The organism is Pseudonocardia adelaidensis (genome assembly GCF_039543345.1).
Taxonomy (GTDB): domain Bacteria; phylum Actinomycetota; class Actinomycetes; order Mycobacteriales; family Pseudonocardiaceae; genus Pseudonocardia; species Pseudonocardia adelaidensis.
The window spans coordinates 23,757-43,587 of sequence record NZ_BAABJO010000016.1; the positions used below are offsets into that span (position 1 = coordinate 23,757).

General features: G+C 73.6%; 19 protein-coding genes and 1 pseudogene. 16 read left to right on the plus strand and 4 right to left on the minus strand.

From position 1 onward, the window contains the following. Positions 1-63 precede the first annotated feature (63 nt). From ABEA81_RS21560 to ABEA81_RS21615, 12 genes are all read left to right on the plus strand, one after another. The gene (locus ABEA81_RS21560) at positions 64-504 is read left to right on the plus strand and encodes a hypothetical protein (protein ID WP_345607067.1); all 441 of its coding nucleotides are present in this window, start codon (positions 64-66) and stop codon (positions 502-504) included. Further along, positions 504-1,379, plus strand: coding sequence for an Fpg/Nei family DNA glycosylase (locus ABEA81_RS21565; RefSeq protein WP_345607068.1), 876 nt, complete (start codon positions 504-506; stop codon positions 1,377-1,379). Before ABEA81_RS21560 ends, ABEA81_RS21565 begins: the two co-directional genes overlap by 1 nt. Before the next feature lie 8 nt (positions 1,380-1,387). Continuing rightward, positions 1,388-2,593: a sensor histidine kinase gene (locus tag ABEA81_RS21570; protein WP_345607069.1), complete on the plus strand. Its 1,206-nt coding sequence runs from the start codon at positions 1,388-1,390 to the stop codon at positions 2,591-2,593. 326 nt (positions 2,594-2,919) lie between these two features. Then, positions 2,920-3,792, plus strand: coding sequence for a S49 family peptidase (locus ABEA81_RS21575; RefSeq protein ID WP_345607211.1), 873 nt, complete (start codon positions 2,920-2,922; stop codon positions 3,790-3,792). 128 nt (positions 3,793-3,920) lie between these two features. Then, a complete protein-coding gene (locus ABEA81_RS21580) occupies positions 3,921-4,793 on the plus strand; it encodes a LytR/AlgR family response regulator transcription factor (protein ID WP_345607212.1) in 873 nt (290 codons plus the stop codon). Beyond that, positions 4,790-6,307 (plus strand): hypothetical protein, encoded by a 1,518-nt coding sequence (locus ABEA81_RS21585; protein WP_345607070.1) that lies wholly within the window; start codon positions 4,790-4,792, stop codon positions 6,305-6,307. Before ABEA81_RS21580 ends, ABEA81_RS21585 begins: the two co-directional genes overlap by 4 nt. Positions 6,308-6,411: 104 nt before the next feature. Further along, entirely contained in the window at positions 6,412-8,148 is a 1,737-nt protein-coding gene (locus tag ABEA81_RS21590) for a sodium/solute symporter (RefSeq protein WP_345607071.1), read from the plus strand. A gap of 54 nt (positions 8,149-8,202) precedes the next feature. After that, the gene (locus tag ABEA81_RS21595) at positions 8,203-9,951 is read left to right on the plus strand and encodes a sodium/solute symporter (protein WP_345607072.1); all 1,749 of its coding nucleotides are present in this window, start codon (positions 8,203-8,205) and stop codon (positions 9,949-9,951) included. A gap of 303 nt (positions 9,952-10,254) precedes the next feature. Continuing rightward, positions 10,255-10,542, plus strand: a complete 288-nt coding sequence (locus ABEA81_RS21600) for a DUF485 domain-containing protein (protein WP_345607073.1) — start codon at positions 10,255-10,257, stop codon at positions 10,540-10,542. Between the two features lie 8 nt (positions 10,543-10,550). Continuing rightward, positions 10,551-12,218, plus strand: a complete 1,668-nt coding sequence (locus tag ABEA81_RS21605) for a solute symporter family protein (RefSeq protein WP_345607074.1) — start codon at positions 10,551-10,553, stop codon at positions 12,216-12,218. Between the two features lie 103 nt (positions 12,219-12,321). Further along, positions 12,322-12,654, plus strand: a complete 333-nt coding sequence (locus ABEA81_RS21610; protein WP_345607075.1) for a rhodanese-like domain-containing protein — start codon at positions 12,322-12,324, stop codon at positions 12,652-12,654. Between the two features lie 12 nt (positions 12,655-12,666). After that, positions 12,667-13,635 carry a DUF4328 domain-containing protein gene (locus ABEA81_RS21615; RefSeq protein WP_345607076.1) on the plus strand — a complete coding sequence of 323 codons (969 nt, stop codon included), beginning with the start codon at positions 12,667-12,669 and terminating at the stop codon, positions 13,633-13,635. On the opposite strand, the pseudogene ABEA81_RS21620 reads toward ABEA81_RS21615, so the two are convergent. Then, positions 13,595-14,805 (minus strand): annotated as a pseudogene (locus ABEA81_RS21620) (cytochrome P450). The gene ABEA81_RS21615 and the pseudogene ABEA81_RS21620 overlap by 41 nt on opposite strands. Positions 14,806-14,851: 46 nt before the next feature. On the opposite strand from ABEA81_RS21620, the gene ABEA81_RS21625 reads away from it, so the two are divergent. Continuing rightward, positions 14,852-15,793: a DUF5926 family protein gene (locus ABEA81_RS21625; RefSeq protein ID WP_345607077.1), complete on the plus strand. Its 942-nt coding sequence runs from the start codon at positions 14,852-14,854 to the stop codon at positions 15,791-15,793. A 49-nt stretch (positions 15,794-15,842) separates the two neighbouring features. Here ABEA81_RS21625 and ABEA81_RS21630 read toward each other — a convergent pair whose 3' ends face one another. Next, positions 15,843-16,658, minus strand: coding sequence for a CPBP family intramembrane glutamic endopeptidase (locus ABEA81_RS21630; protein WP_345607078.1), 816 nt, complete (start codon positions 16,656-16,658; stop codon positions 15,843-15,845). Positions 16,659-16,694: 36 nt separating this feature from the next. Between ABEA81_RS21630 and ABEA81_RS21635 the strand changes: the two genes are divergently transcribed. Both ABEA81_RS21635 and ABEA81_RS21640 read left to right on the plus strand, forming a co-directional pair. Beyond that, entirely contained in the window at positions 16,695-17,126 is a 432-nt protein-coding gene (locus tag ABEA81_RS21635) for a WASHC3/CCDC53 family protein (RefSeq protein WP_345607079.1), read from the plus strand. An 8-nt stretch (positions 17,127-17,134) separates the two neighbouring features. Beyond that, positions 17,135-17,452, plus strand: coding sequence for a DUF3817 domain-containing protein (locus ABEA81_RS21640; RefSeq protein WP_345607080.1), 318 nt, complete (start codon positions 17,135-17,137; stop codon positions 17,450-17,452). Positions 17,453-17,459: 7 nt separating this feature from the next. On the opposite strand, the gene ABEA81_RS21645 is transcribed toward ABEA81_RS21640, so the two are convergent. Beyond that, on the minus strand, positions 17,460-18,269 hold the full coding sequence (locus tag ABEA81_RS21645; protein WP_345607081.1) for a DUF2470 domain-containing protein: 810 nt from the start codon (positions 18,267-18,269) through the stop codon (positions 17,460-17,462). 117 nt (positions 18,270-18,386) lie between these two features. Between ABEA81_RS21645 and ABEA81_RS21650 the strand changes: the two genes are divergently transcribed. After that, positions 18,387-19,265 (plus strand): hypothetical protein, encoded by an 879-nt coding sequence (locus ABEA81_RS21650; protein ID WP_345607082.1) that lies wholly within the window; start codon positions 18,387-18,389, stop codon positions 19,263-19,265. A 3-nt stretch (positions 19,266-19,268) separates the two neighbouring features. On the opposite strand, the gene ABEA81_RS21655 is transcribed toward ABEA81_RS21650, so the two are convergent. Continuing rightward, complete coding sequence (locus tag ABEA81_RS21655; RefSeq protein WP_345607083.1) at positions 19,269-19,811, minus strand: macro domain-containing protein; 543 nt, start codon at positions 19,809-19,811, stop codon at positions 19,269-19,271. Between the last annotated feature and the right edge of the window lie 20 nt (positions 19,812-19,831).

Sequence of the window (19,831 nt, forward strand, 5' to 3'; positions counted from 1 at the left end):
GCCATCCACGCCCGATCTGTGGGAAAGTTGGGGAAAACCACAGCACTCACCACGGCGGGGGAGATGGCTACGAGAACGGTCGCCGGTGTCGACGGACGCATGTGGTCGGTGCGCCGCAACATCGAGTGGTCCCTGCCGGCCGTCGGCGACGACTTCGAGCACGACGTCGACGGTGGGCGCGGGGCGGCCGTGCTCATCCTGTCGGCGCTCTTCGTGTTCTGGCTGATCCTGGTCGTCTGGCGGCCCGCGGGGGTGCACATCCCCTGGTACCTGTACGTCGTCGCGGTGGTCGTCGTGGCGTTCTTCCCGATCCGCTGGTTCCTGCGCAGGCCGTGGACGATCGTGGCCGAGACCGCAGGCGGGTACGACCTGCCTGCCGAGCGGTGGACGGGCATGGTGCGCGGCGGGAGCAAGGCGAAGGAGGAGATCCGCATCATCGTGCGCCGCATCCGCACCCAGGGCACGCCGGGGCACGCCGACAGCCCCCTGCAACCGGTGAACTGATGCCCGAGCTCCCCGAGGTCGAGGCGCTGGCCCACCACCTGCGCGAGCATGCCGTCTACCGGCCGGTCGCGCGCGTCGACGTGGCGAGCATGAGCGCGGTCAAGACCTTCGACCCGCCGGTGTCGGCACTGGCGGGGCGGGTGGTCACCGGCGCGGCCCGCTACGGCAAGTTCCTGTCCGTCGAGTTCGCCGACCGACCGGATGAGCCGCTGCACCTGATCACCCACCTGTCCCGTGCCGGCTGGCTGCGCTGGCACGAGACCGCGGCGGCCACCCCGCCCAAGCCCGGCCGGGGGCCGCTGGCGCTGCGGGTGCACCTCGACTCGGTCGGCGGGCCGGGGTTCGACCTCACCGAGGCCGGCACCCAGAAGCGCCTGTCGGTCTACCTGGTGCCCGACCCGGGCCAGGTGCCGGGGATCGCCCGGCTCGGCCCCGACGCGCTCGATCTCACCCGCGACGAGTTCGCCGCGCTGCTCGCCGGGCGCACCGAACGGATCAAAACCTTGATCGTCGAGCAGCAGGTGATCGCCGGGATCGGCAACGCCTACAGCGACGAGATCCTGCACACCGCGCGCCTCTCCCCGTACGCCACCGCGGGCAGGCTGACGGCCGAGCAGGTCGACGAGCTCCACGCGGCCATGCGTTCGGTCCTCACCGATGCCGTCGAGCGCTCGGTCGGCCAGGGCGCCGCGGAGCTCAAGGGGGAGAAGCGCTCCGGCCTGCGGGTGCACGCGCGCACCGGGCTGCCGTGCCCGGTGTGCGGGGACACCGTGCGGGAGGTCTCCTTCGCCAGCAAGTCGTTCCAGTACTGTCCCGGCTGCCAGACCGGCGGCAAACCCCTCGCCGACCGGCGGCTCTCGCGCCTGGTGAGGTAGGTGGAGGTGTGACTGAGCTCCTGGGCAGCTCCACGGCGCTGCTCGTTGCCGGTGGCGTCATCATCATCATGATCGGGCTGCTGGTGTGGCTGATCATGAAGAACCGGCGCAACACCTTCGCCACGCCCCTGGAGCGCGCCACCTTCGCCACGCTGCACACGGTGGCGTTGGCCGCGCCGTCGCTCCGCGAGGGCCTCTCGCCGAACTCCGCGTCGTTCGCGCTGCCGTACCTGCGGCAACTGCTCGACACGTGCGCGCTCGCCATGACCGACAACCGGGGCACCACCCTGGCCTGGGACGGTGACGCCGACCAGCACGAGCCGGACGTCCGGTCGCTCGCGGACCAGGTCATCTCCACCGGCCGCCAGCAGGTGCTCTCGCACACCGCGCTGTCCTGCGAGCACCCCAACTGCGCGGTCCGGGGAATCGTCGTGGTGCCGCTGGAGACCGACGGCGCGATCGTCGGCACCCTCGCCGCGCTCACCACCTCCACGGCGGGGCCGGTGCTGCTGCGGGCCTCGGCGGAGGTCGCGCGGTACGTCTCCAGCCAGCTGGAGCTCGCCGAGCTCGACGAGTCGCGGGCCCGGCTCAACCGGGCCGAGGTCAGGGCGCTGCGTGCGCAGATCTCCCCGCACTTCGCCTACAACGCGCTCACGACGATCGCCTCCTTCATCCGCACCGACCCGGTGCGCGCCCGGGAGCTGCTCATCGAGTTCGCCGACTTCACCCGCTACTCGTTCCGCACGGCGGGCGAGTACACGACGCTGCAGGACGAGCTCACCAACATCGAGCGCTACGTCCGCCTGGAGAAGGCCCGCTTCGGCAACCGGCTCAACATCAAGCTGCAGATCGCCCCCGAGGTGCTCTCCGTCGTGCTGCCGTTCCTCGCGCTGCAGCCGCTGGTGGAGAACGCCGTGCGGCACGGGCTGGGCGGCAAGCCCAACGGTGGCACGATCACGATCACCGCGGAGAACGCGGGCGCGGAGTGCGTGATCATCGTCGAGGACGACGGGATCGGCATGGACCCGGCGCGCCTGCACGAGGACCTGGACGACGCCCACCAGTCGGGCGCCCACGTCGGGCTCGGCAACGTCGACGACCGGATGCGCTCCACGTTCGGCGACGACTTCGGCCTCGTCGTGGACACCGCCCCCGGCGAGGGCATGAAGATCACCCTGCGCGTCCCGAAGTTCCGCGCAGGCATCAGGGTCTGACGCCGGCGCTCACGAGGTCGGCCTCGACATCGACGTGACGCGCCGTCCCGGTTCCGGCCGCGTTCCCGACGACACGAGGCTCCGAGTCGGGGCCGGAGGACGGCTGTGCCCGGGACGGCACGCAATTCTCGGGGGAGACCCCAACCCGGCCCCCCGGTCGCCGGGCGGCATCCGCTCCCGCACCCCTTCTCCGCCGACTCACCGGCCCACCACGGAGCCCGCGGCGGGATCGGCCCCGATGTGACGCGCCGGACGGGAGGTCGGGCTCCGCGGCTTCTTGATCTTGCGGCGGGCGCGCAGCCGCGTAACGTGGCCGCATGGACGTGATCCGCCTCCCGGACCGGCTCGCCTCCCGCCTCCCGGGGCGCCTCGGGGATCGTGGCGACCGGCCCGTCGTCTCGCTGCTGCGGCTGCACGGCGTGATCACGGCGGCCACGGGGCCGATGCCGCGCTCGGTGATCAGTGCGCAGACCGTGGAGAAGCCGCTCGTGCGAGCGTTCGCGCCGGAGCGGCTCGCGGCGGTCGCGCTGCTGGTCAACTCGCCGGGCGGCTCGCCGACCCAGTCGGCGCTGGTGGCCGACCGGATCCGCGGTCTCGCCGCGGAGAAGGGCGTGCCCGTGCTCGCGTTCTGCGAGGACGTCGCCGCGTCCGGGGGCTACTGGCTGGCGTGCGCGGCGGACGAGATCTACGCGCACCCCACGTCGCTCGTCGGCTCGATCGGCGTGATCAGCCACGGCTTCGGGCTCGAAGGGCTGATCAAGCGGTTCGGGGTGGAGCGCAGGCTCTACACGGCGGGGGAGTCGAAGTCCCGCCTCGACCCGTTCCTGCCCGAGAAGCAGGAGGACGTCGCGTGGCTGCGGGACCTGCAGGACCAGCTGCACGAGATGTTCCAGGACTGGGTGGTGGCGCGGCGTGGTGATCGCCTGCGGGAGAAGGACGAGCTGTTCACGGGCGAGGTGTGGACCGGTGCGAAGGCCGTGGAGCTCGGCCTGGTCGACGGGCTCGGCACCGCACGCGCTGTGCTCGGCGAGCGCTTCCCCGACGCCGAACTCGTTCCGGTGGAGGGGCGCAAGCCGCTGCTCGCGCGGCTCGGACTGACGCCTCCCGCGGCCTCCACCAGCGTGATCAGCACGGACGCCCTCCTGGGTATTGCCCAGGCGGCCGAGATACGGGCCGCGTGGGCGCGGTACGGTTTGTAGCGCGGTGTGACCGGACGAACCCGATTGGTGCTGGGCTCTGGCACTCACACGGATTCGCCGTCACCATGGTCGTCGGAGTTGGGCAGGTCGTCCCGGCCCCGGCCCCGGACACGCAGGATGAGGAGATCGTGGACAGCAACGACAGCTCCGGCGGCCTGGTCGTCCTCGCGGTGGACGACGAGCTGCCGGCCCTCGAAGAACTGGCCTACCTGCTGAGCGAGGACCCCCGCGTCGGCACCGTGCTCAAGGCATCGGACGCCACCGACGCACTCCGCATCCTGAACAGCCGGCAAGGCGTCCGGGAGGCCGCCACGGCCGGCCCCGGCCCTCGCGGGCTCGCCGACCCGGTGAGCGGCACCCGCGTGGCCGACCGCACGCACGTCGAGATCGTCTTCCTGGACATCCGCATGCCCGGCCTCGACGGCCTGGAGCTGGCGCGGGTGTTCTCGTCGATGGCCGTGCCGCCGTCCGTCGTGTTCGTCACCGCCCACGACGACCGGGCCGTCGACGCGTACGAGGTCGGGGCGGTCGACTACCTGCTCAAGCCCATCCGCTCCGAGCGGCTGGCCGCCTCGATCGACCGCATCCTCGCCAACCGCGCCGCCACGGTGGCCGAGCCGCAGCCCGAGCAGAGCACCGAGGACGAGGTCATCCCGGTCGAGCTCGCCGGCACCACGAAGCTCGTGCCGCGCTCGGCCGTCCGGTACGTGGAGGCGCAGGGCGACTACGCCCGCCTGCACACCAACGAGGGCAGCCACCTCGTGCGCATCCCGCTCTCGGTGCTCGAGGACCGGTGGCGCGAGGCCGGGTTCGTGCGCATCCACCGCTCGTTCCTGGTCGCGCTGCCGCTGGTCACGGAGCTGCGGTTGTCCGGATCCGGCTACGTCGTGCGGGTCGGCAGCGGTCCGGACTGCGCCGAGCTCCCGGTGAGCAGGCGCCACACCCGCGAGCTGAAGGACCGACTCGTCCGCGCGACGAAGCAGGCGTGGAGCCAGCGGTGACCACGTTCACCGACGGCGCACCGCCGTCGGTGACCCCGGAGCCGGACGACGGTTCCGTCCCGCACCGCGCAGAGGCGCCCGACCAGGACCCGGACACCGGGTCCGCCTGGCTGCACGACGAGATCCAGCGCCGGATCGCCGAGGGCGCCGCCGCCGGCGGCGGGGGGCGGCACGCCCGCCACGGCGAACCCACGTCCCCCAGCTCGGCGGAGTACATCGCGCGGCACTCCGTCGCCACTCCCGGCCCGGGCGCCCCGCGCCCCCGCCCGGTGGGCGGGCAGATGTCGCAGGCGAGCGAGCTCCTGCGGCGGGAACGCACCGAGGGCACCACCGTCCAGCCGGTCTGGTCCGGCCCACCCACCCGCCCGGACGAGGGCGGACCCGACGCGGCACCGCCCGACGCGGCACCGCCCGCGGCCGGACCGGCGGACCAGCAGGCCGGGGGCGGGCCGGTCCGCCCGGGCATCGCCGCGGCTGCCGCGATGCGGGGTGCCGCCCGTGGGCGGGCTCGTGCGGCCGCCGCCGCCGCGACCGCACCCGTCGCCGCGGTCCGGCCGGTGGACGGTGCCCCGCCACCACGGGGTCCCGCCGCCCCCGCCGGCGCACCGCAGGACCCGTCGGCCACCGCGCCCGTCGAGACCGCGCCCGTCGAGACCGCGCCCGTCGAGACCACGCCCGTCGAGACCACGCCCGTCGAGACCACCCCCGTCGAGGCGGCCCCCGCCGACACCGCACCGGCGGACGCCTCCCCGGACACCGCCGCCCCCGGCACCGCACCGGTGGGTCCCGGGCCCGCATCGGCTCCTCCGGCAGGCGCCGCGCCGTCCGTCGCCGCAGCGCCCGACCCCGCAATGCCCGACTCCGCAGCGCCCGACCCCGCAGCGCTCGACTGCGCGGCGCCCGGTTCCGCGGCGGCGCCAGACGCGGACGTGCGGCCGCCCGCGTCCCCCAGGTCCAGACCGGCAGGCGCGCCTCCCCGCACCCCGGCACCGGACCCCACCGCCACCGAGCACACGGCACCTGTCCCCGCTGTCGAGGATCACCCCGGCCCCCCGGAACGGGTCGACTCGCCCCCTCGGGGGATCAGCGTGCCGGCGCAGCGGGCTTCCGGGCAGCGCGGTGGCCGGCGCCCCGGCGCCGAGTCCCCCGAGGACCAGGCGAGCAGGCGGGTGCGGGTGGTGCTCGCCGAGCGCAAGGGCGTGGCCCGCCCGGTCCGCACGGTCATCACGATCCAGGAGAGCTCCGGCGTCGGGGAGCTCCTGCGCACGAACCTCATCGGGTCGCAGCTGGCCATCGCCCTCCGGTTCGCGATCGGCGCAGGCCTCACGCTCGGGCTGTTGCCGCTGCTCTTCGCGATGGTCCCCGAGATCGGGCGCGTGGAGGTGCTCGGGATCCGCCTGCCGTGGCTCCTGCTCGGCGTGCTCGTCTACCCGTTCCTGTTCGGGCTCGGGCTGTGGCACACCCGCACCGCCGAGCACCTCGAGCAGAACTTCGCCGAAACCGTCCAGGACTAGAGGATGTGCGATGTGGCTTGCGTAGCGGTGCCGGTGGGTGCCGGCTGCGTGCTCGCACGTACGAGCGGCTCCGCCGCCTTCTAGCGGGGCACTAGGCGGATCACGTGACCACACCCGCCCTCGTCGCGCTCAGTGCGATCGGGCTCGTCGGGCTCGCCTCGGCCCTCATCGGCTCGTACGGCGTCCGCATGGCGCGCAGCACCTCGGACTTCCTCGTCGCGTCGCGCACCGTCGGGCCGGTGGCGAACGCGGGCGCCATCTCGGGCGAGTACCTGTCCGCGGCGTCGTTCCTGGGCATCGCCGGCCTGATCCTGCGGGAAGGCGCCGACGCGCTCTGGTACCCGGCCGCCTTCGTCGCGGGCTACCTCGCCCTGCTGCTGTTCGTGGCCGCACCCCTGCGCCGCAGCGGCGCCCACACGGTGCCGGACTTCGCCGAGCTGCGGCTCGCGTCCCCGGCCCTGCGCCGGCTGTGCACGGTGTTCGTGCTGGTGATCGGGTGGTTGTACCTGCTGCCGCAGCTGCAGGGCGCCGGCCTCGCGCTCACCACGCTCACCGGCCTGCCCGCCTGGACCGGAGTCGCCGGGGCGGGGCTCGTCGTGCTGCTCACCGTCGTCGGCGGCGGGATGCGCTCGATCACGTTCGTGCAGGCGTTCCAGTACTGGCTCAAGCTGACGGCGCTGCTCGTGCCCGCCCTCGTGGTGGGGAGCATGTTCCTGAACGACGCCCGCACCCTCGACCGGCAGGCGTCGCCGCAGTTCGTGCAGAACATGACCGTGGACGTGCGCACGAAGGTGGTGCTCGCGGTGACGGAGCCGGTGCAGGTGTGGGTCGACGGCACCGTCAACGGCAGCCGCGAGCGGGGCGACAGCACGTGGCCACCAGGACGGTACGAGGTGGACGAGGGCACCACCCTGAGGTTCGCGGCGGGTTCGGCCGTGCCGACCGTCGACGGCTCGCCCACCACCGACCGGCAGTGGCTCGAACCGATGACGGGCGGTGCGGCCGACCAGCTGCTCTCGATCTACTCGGTCCTCATCGCGGGCTTCCTCGGCACGATGGGACTCCCGCACGTGCTGGTGCGCTTCTACACGAACCCGGACGGCACCGCGGCCCGCCGCACCACGGTGATCGTCCTCGGCATGATCGGCGTGTTCTACGTGCTCGTCACGCTGATGGGCGCGCTCACCCGCCTCTACACGCCCCAGCTGCTGGTGAGCGGCGAGACCGATGCGGCCGTGCTGCTCGTGCCCACCGCCGTCCTCGGGCACGACTGGGCGGGCTGGCTCCTGGGTGGGCTGGTGGCGGCGGGGGTCGCGGCGGCGTTCCTGTCGACGTCGTCCGGGCTCGTCGTGAGCCTGGCCGGCGTCCTGTTCACCGACGTTCTGCGGGGCCGCTGGACCGACTTCCGGCTGGCCGCCGTGCTCTCGGTCGTCGTGCCGCTCGGGCTCGCCCTCGGCGTGACGCGGCTGGACTTCGCGCTGACCGTGCCGCTGGTCTTCGCGGTGGCCGCGGCGACGTTCTGCCCGCTGCTCGTGCTCGGGATCTGGTGGCGGGGCCTGACCCCGGCCGGCGCGATCGCCGGCGTGCTCGTCGGCGGCTGCCTGTCCGCCGTCGCGGTGACGGTGTCGCTGTTCGCGGTGGTGCCGCAGGGCTGGCTCGGGGTGCTGCTCTACCGGCCCGCGGTGGTCACGGTGCCCGCCGCGTTCCTGACGATGCTCGTGGTGAGCCGCAGCACCCGGGCCTCGATCCCGCGTGACGTCGACCGGTCGTTGATGATCCTGCACGCTCCTGAGCAGCTCGGCCTCTCCCGTGACCGGTTCGACCGGCCCGGTCACGGGTGATGACCGACCAAGGTGTAGTGGTGGTGCGGCCACCGCGTTGACATAGTGTTTTCCGTGACGACGACCGGCATCATCGCGATCGCGGCCATCGGCCTCGTGGCGGTGGCGTCGGCCGTGATCGGGTCGCTCGGGGTGCGCGTGGCGCGCAGCACCTCCGACTTCTTCGTTGCCTCGCGCACCGTCGGCCCGATGGTCAACGCGGGGGCGATCTCGGGCGAGTACCTGTCCGCCGCGTCGTTCCTCGGCATCGCGGGGCTCATCCTGCGCGACGGCGTCGACGCGCTCTGGTACCCCGTCGGCTACACCGCGGGCTACCTCGCGCTGGTGCTGTTCGTGTCGGCCCCGTTGCGCCGTTCCGGGGCGTACACGGTGCCCGACTTCGCGGAGTTCCGGCTGCGGTCCGGCGTGCTGCGCCGGGTGTGCGCGGTATTCGTCGTCATCATCGGCTGGCTGTACCTGCTGCCCCAGCTGCAGGGGGCGGGCCTCACCGTCACGACGGTCACCGGGCTGCCGGGCTGGACGGGAGCCACGGTGGCGGCACTCATCGTCGTGGCCACCGTGGTGCTCGGCGGCATGCGGTCGATCACCTTCGTGCAGGCGTTCCAGTACTGGCTCAAGCTCACCGCACTGGCGCTCCCCGCGATCATCGCGGCGATCTTCTTCTTCAGCGACGACCGCACCTTCGACCGGCCGGCCCCGCCGCAGTTCCCCGACCACGCGACGGTCGAGATCCGCACCGACGTGGAGCTGCAGGTGGAGGAGCCGGTCGAGTTCACCGGCACCGGCGTGATCGACGGCCGCAATGTCGTCGACGGCCGCATCCGCTGGGAGATCGGGCGGCACACGGTGCAGGAGGGGGCGCAGCTGGAGTTCCCCGCGGGCGCGGCGGTCCCGGTCGTGGCGGGGGCGCCCGCGTCGGACGCCAGCTGGCTCGCGCCGTTCCCCGAAGGCCGCGAGCACGGCCTGCTCGCCACCTACTCGCTGATCATCGCCCTGTTCCTCGGCACCATGGGCCTGCCGCACGTGCTCGTGCGCTTCTACACCAACCCCGACGGGCGGGCGGCGCGCCGCAGCGCGGTGTTCGTGCTCGCCCTGCTCGGGTGCTTCTACCTCGCGGTCACGCTGCTCGGTGCGCTGTCCCGGCTCTACACCCCGCAGCTGCTCGTCAACGGCGACACCGACGCGGCCGTGCTGCTGCTGCCCCCCGCCGTGCTCGGCAGTGGGCTGGCCGGGGCCCTGCTCGGCGGCCTCGTCGCGGCGGGGGCGTGGGCCGCGTTCCTGTCCACGTCGTCCGGCCTGGTCGTGAGCATCGCCGGGGTGCTCTCCACCGACCTCATCGGCAGCAGCCGGGTGCGTGACTTCCGCTGGGCGGCCATCATCGCAGGGGCCGTGCCGCTCGGGTTGGCGGTCGGCGTCACGCGGCTGGACTTCTCCGAGGCCGTCGCGCTCGTCTTCGCGGTGGCCGCGTCGACGTTCTGCCCGTTGCTGGTGCTCGGCATCTGGTGGCGCGGGCTCACCGCGGCGGGCGGCATCGCGGGCGTGCTCGTCGGCGGGATCGGTTCCGCGGGCGCCGTGGCGCTGAGCCTCGCCGGGGTCGCCGAGTCCGGCCCGCTGGGCGTGCTGCTGTACCGGCCTGCGCTCGCCACGGTGCCGGCGGCGTTCGTCGTGATGATCGTGGTGAGCAGGCTGACGGCCCGGCACCGCCCGGTGGACGCCGACCAGGTGCTCCTGCGGCTGCACGCGCCGGAACGGCTCGGCCTGAGCCGGGACCGCCTCGAGGATCGCCAGCGTCCCACGTGGTGAGAGCCCGTGATCGACGATCATGCAGGCGCCGGCGTTTCGGTCCGGTACGTCCGACTCCGGACCGTTCGTCGACCGCTCGTCCGCCACTCGTCCCGCTGATGCTCCGTTGGTCGCGAGCTCGTCGCGACAGTTGCACGACGCGCGCCATCACCCAGCTGGCGTATTCCGGGGCGGGAGTGTGGCTCAACTATCGTTCCGCACGTTGTGTGCCGGAAGGCGCGGCGACGATGCAGTGCGCGGACGGAAGAGAACGGAGACGACGCCGTGAGTGCCACAGGCGAGCGATCCACCATCTACGAACAGATGCAAGCCACTCCCGAATTCGCTGAACTGCGCAGGAAGCTCCGGGCGTTCGTCTTCCCGATGAGCGCCGCCTTCCTGATCTGGTATCTCCTCTACGTGTTGCTGGCGTCGTTCGCGCCGGCGTTCATGGCCATCCCGGTGGTCGGCAACATCAACGTCGGGCTGGTCATCGGCCTGCTGCAGTTCGTCACGACGTTCGTGATCACCACCCTCTACGTGCGGTACGCGGACCGGCACCTCGACCCGGCCGCCGAGAGGATCCGCCAGCAGATCGAGGGTGCCGAGTGAGCAGCGCCGTGAGTGTCATCGCCCAGGCCCCGGCGACGCCCGGCGTCGGCAGCCCGCTGCTGAACATCAGCATCTTCGCCTTGTTCGTGGTGGTCACCCTGGTCGTGGTGTTCCGGGCCAGCCGGAACAACAGGACCGCATCGGACTACTACGCGGCCGGGCGGTCGTTCACCGGTCCCCAGAACGGCATCGCGATCGCCGGTGACTACCTGTCCGCGGCGTCGTTCCTCGGCATCGCGGGTGCGATCGCGGTGAACGGCTACGACGGGTTCCTCTACTCGATCGGTTTCCTCGTCGCGTGGCTGGTGGCGCTGCTGCTGGTCGCGGAGCTGATGCGCAACACCGGCAAGTACACGATGGGCGACGTGGTGAGCTTCCGGATGCGGCAGCGTCCGGTGCGGGCGGCGGCGGCCACCTCCACGCTCGTGGTCTCGTTCTTCTACCTGCTGGCGCAGATGGCCGGTGCGGGTGCGCTGATCGCGCTGCTGCTGCAGATCCCGAACAGCAACACGGTCGGCCAGGGCGTCGTGATCGCCATCGTCGGCGCGCTGATGATCACCTACGTGCTGGTGGGCGGCATGAAGGGCACCACCTGGGTGCAGATCATCAAGGCCACCCTGCTGCTCATCGGCGCCGCGATCATCACGATCTGGGTGCTCGGGAAGTTCGGGTTCAACCTGTCCGCGCTGCTCGGCCAGGCCGTCGACGCGAACCCGCAGGTGCAGACCTCGCCCACCGCCGCGCCGAAGGAACTGGGTGAGAAGCTGCTGATCCCGGGCCTGCAGTACGGCGCAACGACCACGGCGAAGATCGACTTCCTGTCGCTCGGTCTCGCGCTGGTGCTGGGCACGGCGGGCCTGCCGCACATCCTGATGCGCTTCTACACGGTGCCGAGCGCCCAGGAGGCGCGGCGCTCGGTGGTGTGGGCGATCTGGCTGATCGGCATCTTCTACCTGTTCTCGCTGGTGCTGGGCTACGGCGCAGCGGCGCTCGTCACCGGGGGTGCCCAGCGGATCGCCACCGCACCCGGCGGCACCAACTCCGCCGCCCCGCTCCTGGCCTACGAGCTCGGCGGGGAGATCCTGCTCGGGATCATCTCGGCGGTCGCGTTCGCCACGATCCTCGCGGTGGTGGCCGGGCTGACGATCACGGCGTCGGCGTCCTACGCCCACGACGTGTACGCCAACGTCATCAAGAAGGGGCAGACCAGCCCGGACGCCGAGGTGCGGGTTGCCCGGATCACCGCCGTGATCATCGGCGTCATCGCCATCGCCGCCGGCATCCTCGCCCGCAACCAGAACATCGCGTTCCTGGTGGCGCTCGCGTTCGCGGTGGCGGCATCGGCGAACCTGCCGACGATCCTGTACTCGCTGTTCTGGAAGCGGTTCAACACCATGGGCGCGCTGTGGAGCATCTACGGGGGCCTGGTGTCCTGCGTGCTGCTGATCATCTTCTCGCCGGCGATCTCCGGGAAGCCGACGTCGATGATCCCGAACGCGGACTTCGACCTGTTCCCGCTGGCCAACCCCGGCCTGGTGTCGATCCCGCTCTCGTTCGTCCTGGGCATCGTCGGCACCTTCGTGGGCGGCAGGCAGCCCGTCGAGGAAGGCAAGTACGCCGAGATGGAGGTCCGGTCGCTCACCGGCGCCGGATCGGAGAAGGCCGTCACGCATTGACGCGACACCGGCGCGAACCCCTTCCGACGGCGCCCGGCCCCCGCGGCCGGGCGCCGTTCGCGTTCACCGGGGTGTGACGCCGCCGCGTGCGAGGATTGAGGGCATGACCGGTCCAGCCGTCCCGGCGGTGTCGGTGGAGCAGCTCCCGCCCGACGCCGCCCTGCTCGACGTCCGCGAGTCCGACGAGTGGGCCGCAGGCCACGCGCCGGGCGCCACCCACCTGCCGATGTCCGAGCTCACCTCCCGGATGGACGAGCTGCCCGACGGTGACCCGCTGTACGTCGTCTGCCGCTCCGGCGGCCGGTCCGCGCGCGTGGTCGCCTACCTGTCCGGGCAGGGCTACCCGGCGGTCAACGTCGAGGGCGGGATGCAGTCGTGGGCCCGGCAGGGTCGCGAGGTCGTCGCCGACGGCGGCGCCGAGCCACAGATCATCTAGGTCGCGATCCCCGTGCAGCCACCGGTACCCGGAACGGACGAGGTCGCGCTCGGCCCGCCCTGCCCGCGCTGTGGCCGCCGGGCCCCGGCCGGTGGTGGGCCGTTCTGCCCGTTCTGCGGCCGCTACCTGGCCGCCCTGCGCTGGGTCGCCGAGCCCCCACCCGGCGTCACGCCGGCCAAGCCCGCGGCGCTGCCCACCCGCTACACCGGGCCGCCGCGGTACCGCCTGCTGCCCCGCTGGGGGTTCCCGCTCGGCCCGTGGAGACCCCCGGAGCCGGAGCGGGCGGGGCCGGACCCCCTGACCGGTGCGCGGTCGATCGTGGGCTCGCTGGTGCCGTTGCTGTGGGCCACCGCAGCGGTGGCGCTGCTCGCCGCCGGCGCCGAGGTGTGGCGGTACGTCCTCCTCCTGGCCAGCCGGGACGGCGCGCTCCAGGCCGAGTCCGTGGCGGCGTCCGATGCGCTCGTCGCGTCCGCCGGCACGGTCGCCCCCATCCTGAGCCTGGTGGTCGGCGTGCTGATGGTGCTGTGGACCGTGCGCGCCGCGCAGGCGGCGGCCGATCGGGCCGGGGTGCGGCCGTCCCGGTCCACGCGCATGATCGTGCTCGGGTGGCTGGTGCCCGGGCTGAACCTCTCGATACCCGGGTCCGTGCTCGCCGAGATCGAGCACAGCGCCATCGGGCTGCCGGCGCAGCGGCGCCCGCGGCCGTCGCGGCTGGTGCTCGTCTGGTGGGGGCTGTGGGCCGCGAGCGTCGTGCTCACCGCGGTCGTGCTGCTGTGGTCGCTGCGCGACGGCGTGCAGGCCCGTGCCGACGGCGTCGTGCTGCACGCCGTGCTCGACCTGCTCGCCGCGGTCACCGCGGGCGTCACGGCGCGGCTCGTGCTCCGGATCACCCGGCTGCTCGCCCCTTCCGCGCCGCGGCGGCGCGAGGTGCTGTTGAAGATCAACACGTCGACAGCCGCAGCTCCCGCAGCCCGCGCATGACGAAGTCCGGCCGCCGCGGCGGCTCGGCCGCGAGCCGCATGCCGGGCAGCGCGCGCCGCAGCGCGTCCAGCGTGGCCGCCACCTCCACCCGGGCGAGCGGGGCGCCGAGGCAGTAGTGCACGCCCGCGCCGAACCCGAGGTGCGGGTTCGGCCTGCGGGCCACGTCGAGGTCGTCCGGCCGGGCGAAGACCGCCGGGTCGCGGGCGGCGGCGCCGAGCAGGGCGGCGATCTTCGTGCCGGCCGGGACCGGATGGCCGGCCACGACCGTGTCCGCCACCGCCGTGCGCTCGAACAGCTGCAGGGGCGGGTCGTAGCGGATGAGCTCCTCCACCGCGGTCGCGTCGAGACCGGGATCGGCGACCAACCGCCGCCACTGCCCCGGGTGGCGCAACAGGGCCAGCACGCCGTTTCCGATCACGTTGACCGTGGCCTCGTGGCCGGCCATGAGCAGCAGAGCAGCGGTGCCGACCAGCTCGTCGGCGCTGATTCTCGGACCCGCAAGCGGTCCCTCGGTATCCAGCTCGGCGTCGAGCAGGTCCGTGACGAGGTCGTCGCCCGGGGGTGCCGCCTGCGGTGGGCGGCGAGCCCGCGCAGCGCCTCGACGAACTCGGCGGCCGCCCGCTCGGCCTCCGCGCGGCGCACCCGGCCGGGGTCCGGCTCGTACATCGTGACGATCGTGTTGGACCAGCCGCGCAGCGCCGACCGTTCCGGTTCCGGGACGTCGAGCAGGTCGGCGATCACCTCCACCGGCAGGACGGCGGCGACTCCCGCCATCAGGTCCGCGCTGCCGTCGACCCGGACCCGCTCGACGAGCTCGCCGACGAGGCGGTCCGCCAGCGCCCGTACCCGCGGCTCCAGCCGCGCGGTGTGGCCGCGGTTGAAGGCGCCCGCCACGAGCCTGCGCAGCCGGTCGTGCGGCGGGCCCTCGCGCTCGAGCAGCGAGTTGCGGTGCAGCAGGTTGAAGGCCGGGAACTCCGCAGCCGGCTGGGCGTCCACCCAGATCCGGCCGAGGTCCCGCCCGCGCAGCACCTCCGAGCACGCGGCGTGCGACACCGCGACCGGGATCCCCAGCAGGGGGTGCTCGTGCACCGGGCGCCGCGCGCGCAGTGCGGCGAACGTCGGGTACGGGTCGGCGAGGAAGTCCGGGTCGCCCGGATCGAATGGGGCCATGGCGGTCCCATCTTTGCCCGAGGCACCCGCTACCGTCGTCGGCACCATGGCCAAGAAGACACGTGCCAAGACGGCGGCGCCCGCGGGTGAGAACCCCCGCCGCCCCTGTCCCTGCGGTTCGGGCAAGCGGTACAAGGCCTGCCACGGCGCCGGTGACGACGTCATCGTGATCCGGCCGTTCGACGGCCTCGCGGCGGAGTGCGACCTGGTCGCGATGCGGGAGTTCCTGCCGTCGGCCACCGCGCCGCTGCCGCTGCGCGAGCCCGCCGACGCCCCGGTCACGCTCGCCACGGTGCTGCCCGGCGCCGCGGCCGCCCTCGTGCGCCCTGACGGCTCGATCCTCATCGGGATGCAGGTGCAGGCGCACTCCGGCGACCTGTCGGCCGACCTGGCCAAGGCGCTGCGCTGGGCACGGGCGGCCGAGCCGGGCACGGCGCTGCCGGTGGTCGGTCCCGGCGTCACCGGCGAGCTGGTGCGCCTGCAGGACGTGCTCGACCCGGAGGCCACGCTCGACGTCACCGTGCACGCCGACTTCGGGTGGTGGATCCCGCCGTCCGAGGACGGCTCCGAGCCCGGCCCCGACGTCACCGCCTCGCTGGAACGGGCCAACAAGGCGATCATGCCCACCGAGGCGGTGCCTGCACCGGGTGTCCGGGCCGCGTACTGGGTGGACACGGGCTCGAAGGCGCACCTGCGGTGGGTGCGGCCGGAGCCGGAGGAGGCCCTGCTCGCGGCGCTGGCCCGGCTGCAGGCCCGTGGCGAGCTGGCGCTCGCCGAGGACGCCCGCTACGCCGGGTCGTTCCGGGCCCACGGCCTGCTCGTGCCCGTGTGGGACCTCGACCGCGAGCTGCACGCCAAGGAGTGGAGCGAGCCCCTCTCCGCCTTCGCCGAGCGGCTGGACGCCGCGCTCGCCGAGGACACCCCGCTCACCGACGCCGAGCGCCGCGCCCGCGACGCCCTCGCCGGCAAGCAGATCACCCTCCGCTAGCCGCTCGCCCACCAACACGCGCGCCGGCACCGCAGTTGGTGGGCGGGGGTCAGGGGAGCCAGGCCACCCGGCCGGACAGGGCCGCGTAGCCGAGGAACGCCACGACGTCGATCAGGGCGTGGCCGCCGACCAGCATCCACAACCGGTTGGTGCGCTGCCACACCCGGCCGAACACCAGCCCCATGACGATGTTGCCGAAGAACCCGCCGAGGCCCTGGTAGAGGTGGTAGCCGCCGCGCAGCAGGGCCTGGGCGACGAGCGACCCGTTCTCGGACCAGCCGAGCTGGCGCAGCCGCGTGATCAGGTAGGCGACCATCACCACCTCCTCGGCCCAGCTGTTCGCGGCGGCGGACATCAGCAGCACCGGCATCCGCCACCAGGTGTCGGTGAGCGTGGTGGGCGCGATCGTCACGCTCACCCCGATCGCGCGGGCGAACAGGTACAGGCCCAGCCCGGGCACGCCGATCAGCGCGGCGAGACCCGCAGCGCCCAGCGCGTCGCGGCCCGGCCTGCGCCGGTCGAGCCCGACGTGCCGCATCGCGAAGCCCGCGCGCAGCAGCAGGTAGGCGCCCAGCGCGCCCCATCCGACCAGCTGGAGCACCCGCGTGAGCTGCAGCGCGAGGTCGATGAGCCCGACCTGCGCCGCGGGGGCGTTCAGCGCGACCTGCTGCTCGTTGAGGGGCACCGGCTGCATCACCGCGTCGAGCAGGGCGAGACCGCTGCGCACCGCGGACAGCCCCAGCGTCACCGTGAGGACGACCAGCACCTCCAACCCGACGAGCCGGCGGGCCCGCGGGTCGGTCAACGGGGACGTTCCGGGTGGCGGCGGGGCGATCCAGTCCCGGAGGGACGTCGAGCGGGGCACGGTCGCGGACGTTACCCGGCGGGTACCCTCGTTCCCGTGCGCCGGCTGATCCTCTCCCCGAGGTGGATCGTCTGGCACGTGGTCACGCTCGGCGCGATGGTCACGTGCGGCTTCCTCGCCGCCTGGCAGTGGCAGCGCGCAGGATCCGCCATGGGCAGCGCGCTGAACGTCGGGTACGGGCTGCAGTGGCCGCTCTTCGCCGTGTTCTTCGGCGTGATGTGGTGGCGGATGCTGCGGATGGAGGCCGCGAAGCTGGAGGAGGCCGCCCCGGCGCCCGACGAGGCCGTGCCCGCCGTGGAGGCCGCCCCGTCCGTGCCGGAGCCGCGCGCGGCCACGCCCCCCGACGCTCCGTCGCCGTTCGGCCCGCGCCCGCGCGACGCCGCACCCCCACCGGTGGACGACGACCCCGAGCTCGTCGCCTACAACCAGATGCTGGCCGAGCTGGCCGCACGCAACTCCGACCGCTGAGAGACACCGTGCCGATCGAGATCGCCCTGATCGCCTACCGCATCGCCGCCTGGGTCACCGGCGTCGGACTGCTCGTCCTCGTGCTGGTGGCGATGCCGCTGAAGTACATCTGGGGCCAGCCGGAGCTGGTGGCCGTCGTCGGCGTCACCCACGGCTTCCTCTACATGATCTACATCGTCTGCACCCTGCTGCTGGCCGAGCGCGGGCGGTGGAAGCCGCTCGACGCCCTCCTGATCCTGGTGGCGGGCACCATCCCGGTGGCGTCGTTCATCGCGGAGCGCCGGGTCACCCACCGGGTGCGCGCGGGGCAGTCCCCCGTCAGCTAGCCGCCCGTCACCCAGCGGGGCGGCTCCCACCCAACGGGTCGACGTCCACGCCCCGCCGCATCGGACAGCCGACCAGGCGCTGCATCTGCCTGCGCAGCTCCTCCACGGTGGTGACCTGCTCGGGCCACGCGATCCGCACGTCGTGGTCGCGGCCGGGCGCCTCGAGGCGCAGGCGCAGACCGTAGCGGTCCATGCCGAGCGGCCGCAGCCGCGTGTCACGCAGGTCGCGCAGGGCAGGCGGCAGGTGCCGCGCGAGTACGTCGAGGACGTCCGGGTGCGATGCCTCGAGGTGGGCGAGCCAGTGGCCCTCGTAGCGGCAGAACGGGTCGGGCCATGCGGCGGCCAGGTCGACGGGGGTGAGCGCGGCGGTGCCCTCCGCGTCGGACAGCACGGCGGACCCCGGGTCGAGCCGCACGAGGGTGGCGCCGTGGCCCAGCCGCAGCAGGTCCTCCTGCGGGCGCACGTCGGCCACCTGCAGCGCGATCCGCCGGGCGATGTCGGGCTCCGGCACCCGGAGCCGGCCGGTGATCCACAGGAGGCCGCGCACGGGCTCCCGGAGCTCGACCGGAGCGTGGTCGGTGATCTCGAGCATCGCCGCGAACTCACCGCCCTGCGCGCTCCGGATCGCGGCGAGCACGGGTTCGTCGTCGTCCAGGAGCAGCATCGCGGAACCGTCGGCGCGGACGTGGTGCACGAGCGGCGCGGCCTGGGGGGCGCCGGTGCCGACGAGGCTCGCCGTGCCGCCGCGGGCGGCGATGCTGCGGGCGCGCTCGGCGGCCGACGGAGCGGGCGGTCGGCGGGGCCGGGTGGATCCCAACGAGACACCTCCGTGACTTAGGTGAGCCTAAGTTATAGGGCGCTCACGCGGGTGTCCAGCGCGCGAACCCACGGCCGCTGTCACGCCGCCGGAGCCCACCCGTTAGCGTCTGGAACCGTGACGACGGCGGCCGGTGCGGATCCCTGGGCCATCCCACCGCTCTTCGCGCAGCTGGTCGACGACACCAGCCTGCTGCAGCCGCGGTCGGTGGCGCCCGGTGTGGACGCCGTCGTATCGCGGTACCTGAGCGCACGCGACGGGCGGTACGGCGGACTCGTCGGGCAGCTCGTCTGCCCGGTGTCGAGGCTGCCCTCGCTGGTGCAGGAGCTGGCCCGCTCGGTGCCGTCGCGCCCGGTCGACGTGTCGCTGGTGGTCGACACCGGGCTCGGCGCCGTGCCGAAGGCGCTCTCCACGGTCTTCTCGCGGTCGAGCCTGGTGACGCCGCGCACCGTCGAGACCGCGGCCCCGCCCGACGTCGACGCGATCTGGCTGGAGCGGGTGTCGGAGTTCGTGCCGGAGGACGTCGTGGCGGTCGTCGAGCCGCGCAGGCCGGCCGGCATCGAGCCCGCTGAGATCAGCGCCTGGCTGGGTGCCGTGCGCCGCGTCGCGGAGCACGGGTGCGCACCCAAGCTGCGCTGCGGCGGTCCCCGCGCCTCCGACGTGCCGTCGGTCGCGGAGGTGGAGGAGTTCCTGCACGTGGTCGTCGACACCGGTAGGCCGTTCACCACGCTGGGGCTGCGCCAGGTCGTGCGCAGCGAGCACGACGACCCGCGGCGCCACGGCATCCTCAACCTGCTCCTCGGCGTCGCGCGGGCGCTGGGCGGCGGCGACGTCCGCGAGGCGCTCGAGTCCAGCGACGGCGCCGGGCTGGCGAGGGAGATCAGCGGCCTGTCCGAGCGCGCCGTCAAGGGCGTGCGAGGGCTCCTGTCACGCTGCGGCGCCGACCCCGAGCCCGTGCCGGCCGCCCAGCTCGCCGGGCTCGGCCTGCTCGCCTGACGCTCAGGCGTCGCCGAGGACCTCGTCCCACGCCGCGCCGACCTGGTCGGCGCAGACCTCGGGGGAGAGCCCACCCACGCCCGTCCCCAGGCCGGGAAGGGCGATCGTGCGCACCGCGTCGCGCACCCGGGTGCCGTCGGGCAGGGTGCCGTCGCGCCAGAGCCGCAGCACGGCCCCGGCGGCGGCGCGGGCGGCGGCACCGTCGGCCGGGAGCCGCGTGCCTGGCCTGCTCATCGTCGGCGCGCTCACGAGCCACGCCGGGCGCTCGATGCTGGTCGGCACGATCACGGCCTCACCGACCGGCAGCTCGCCCCCGGACGCCGAGCGGACCCGGTCGGAGATGCCCGGGAACCAGCGGGCGTAGACGGCGTCGATGCCGCCGCCCATGATCCCGAGCGAGTTGGCCGGGCTCACCACGGCGTCGACGTCCACATCCGTGATCGAGCCTTCGTGCACGACGAGCCCGGCGCGCCCCTCGGCGAGCGCGCGCCATGCCCGTGCCATCGGTGCGTCGACGGCCACCAGCACCAGAGTCGGGTTGCCCATGGGCCCACAGTAGGGTCGCC

Coding starts and splice junctions, on each gene's coding strand:
- ABEA81_RS21565 (WP_345607068.1), top strand. CDS start 504: ATGCCCGAGCTCCCCGAGGTCGAGGCGCTGGCCCACCACCTGCGCGAG.
- ABEA81_RS21625 (WP_345607077.1), top strand. CDS start 14,852: ATGGCCAAGAAGACACGTGCCAAGACGGCGGCGCCCGCGGGTGAGAAC.
- ABEA81_RS21610 (WP_345607075.1), top strand. CDS start 12,322: ATGACCGGTCCAGCCGTCCCGGCGGTGTCGGTGGAGCAGCTCCCGCCC.
- ABEA81_RS21560 (WP_345607067.1), top strand. CDS start 64: ATGGCTACGAGAACGGTCGCCGGTGTCGACGGACGCATGTGGTCGGTG.
- ABEA81_RS21655 (WP_345607083.1), bottom strand. CDS start 19,811: ATGGGCAACCCGACTCTGGTGCTGGTGGCCGTCGACGCACCGATGGCA.
- ABEA81_RS21600 (WP_345607073.1), top strand. CDS start 10,255: ATGCAAGCCACTCCCGAATTCGCTGAACTGCGCAGGAAGCTCCGGGCG.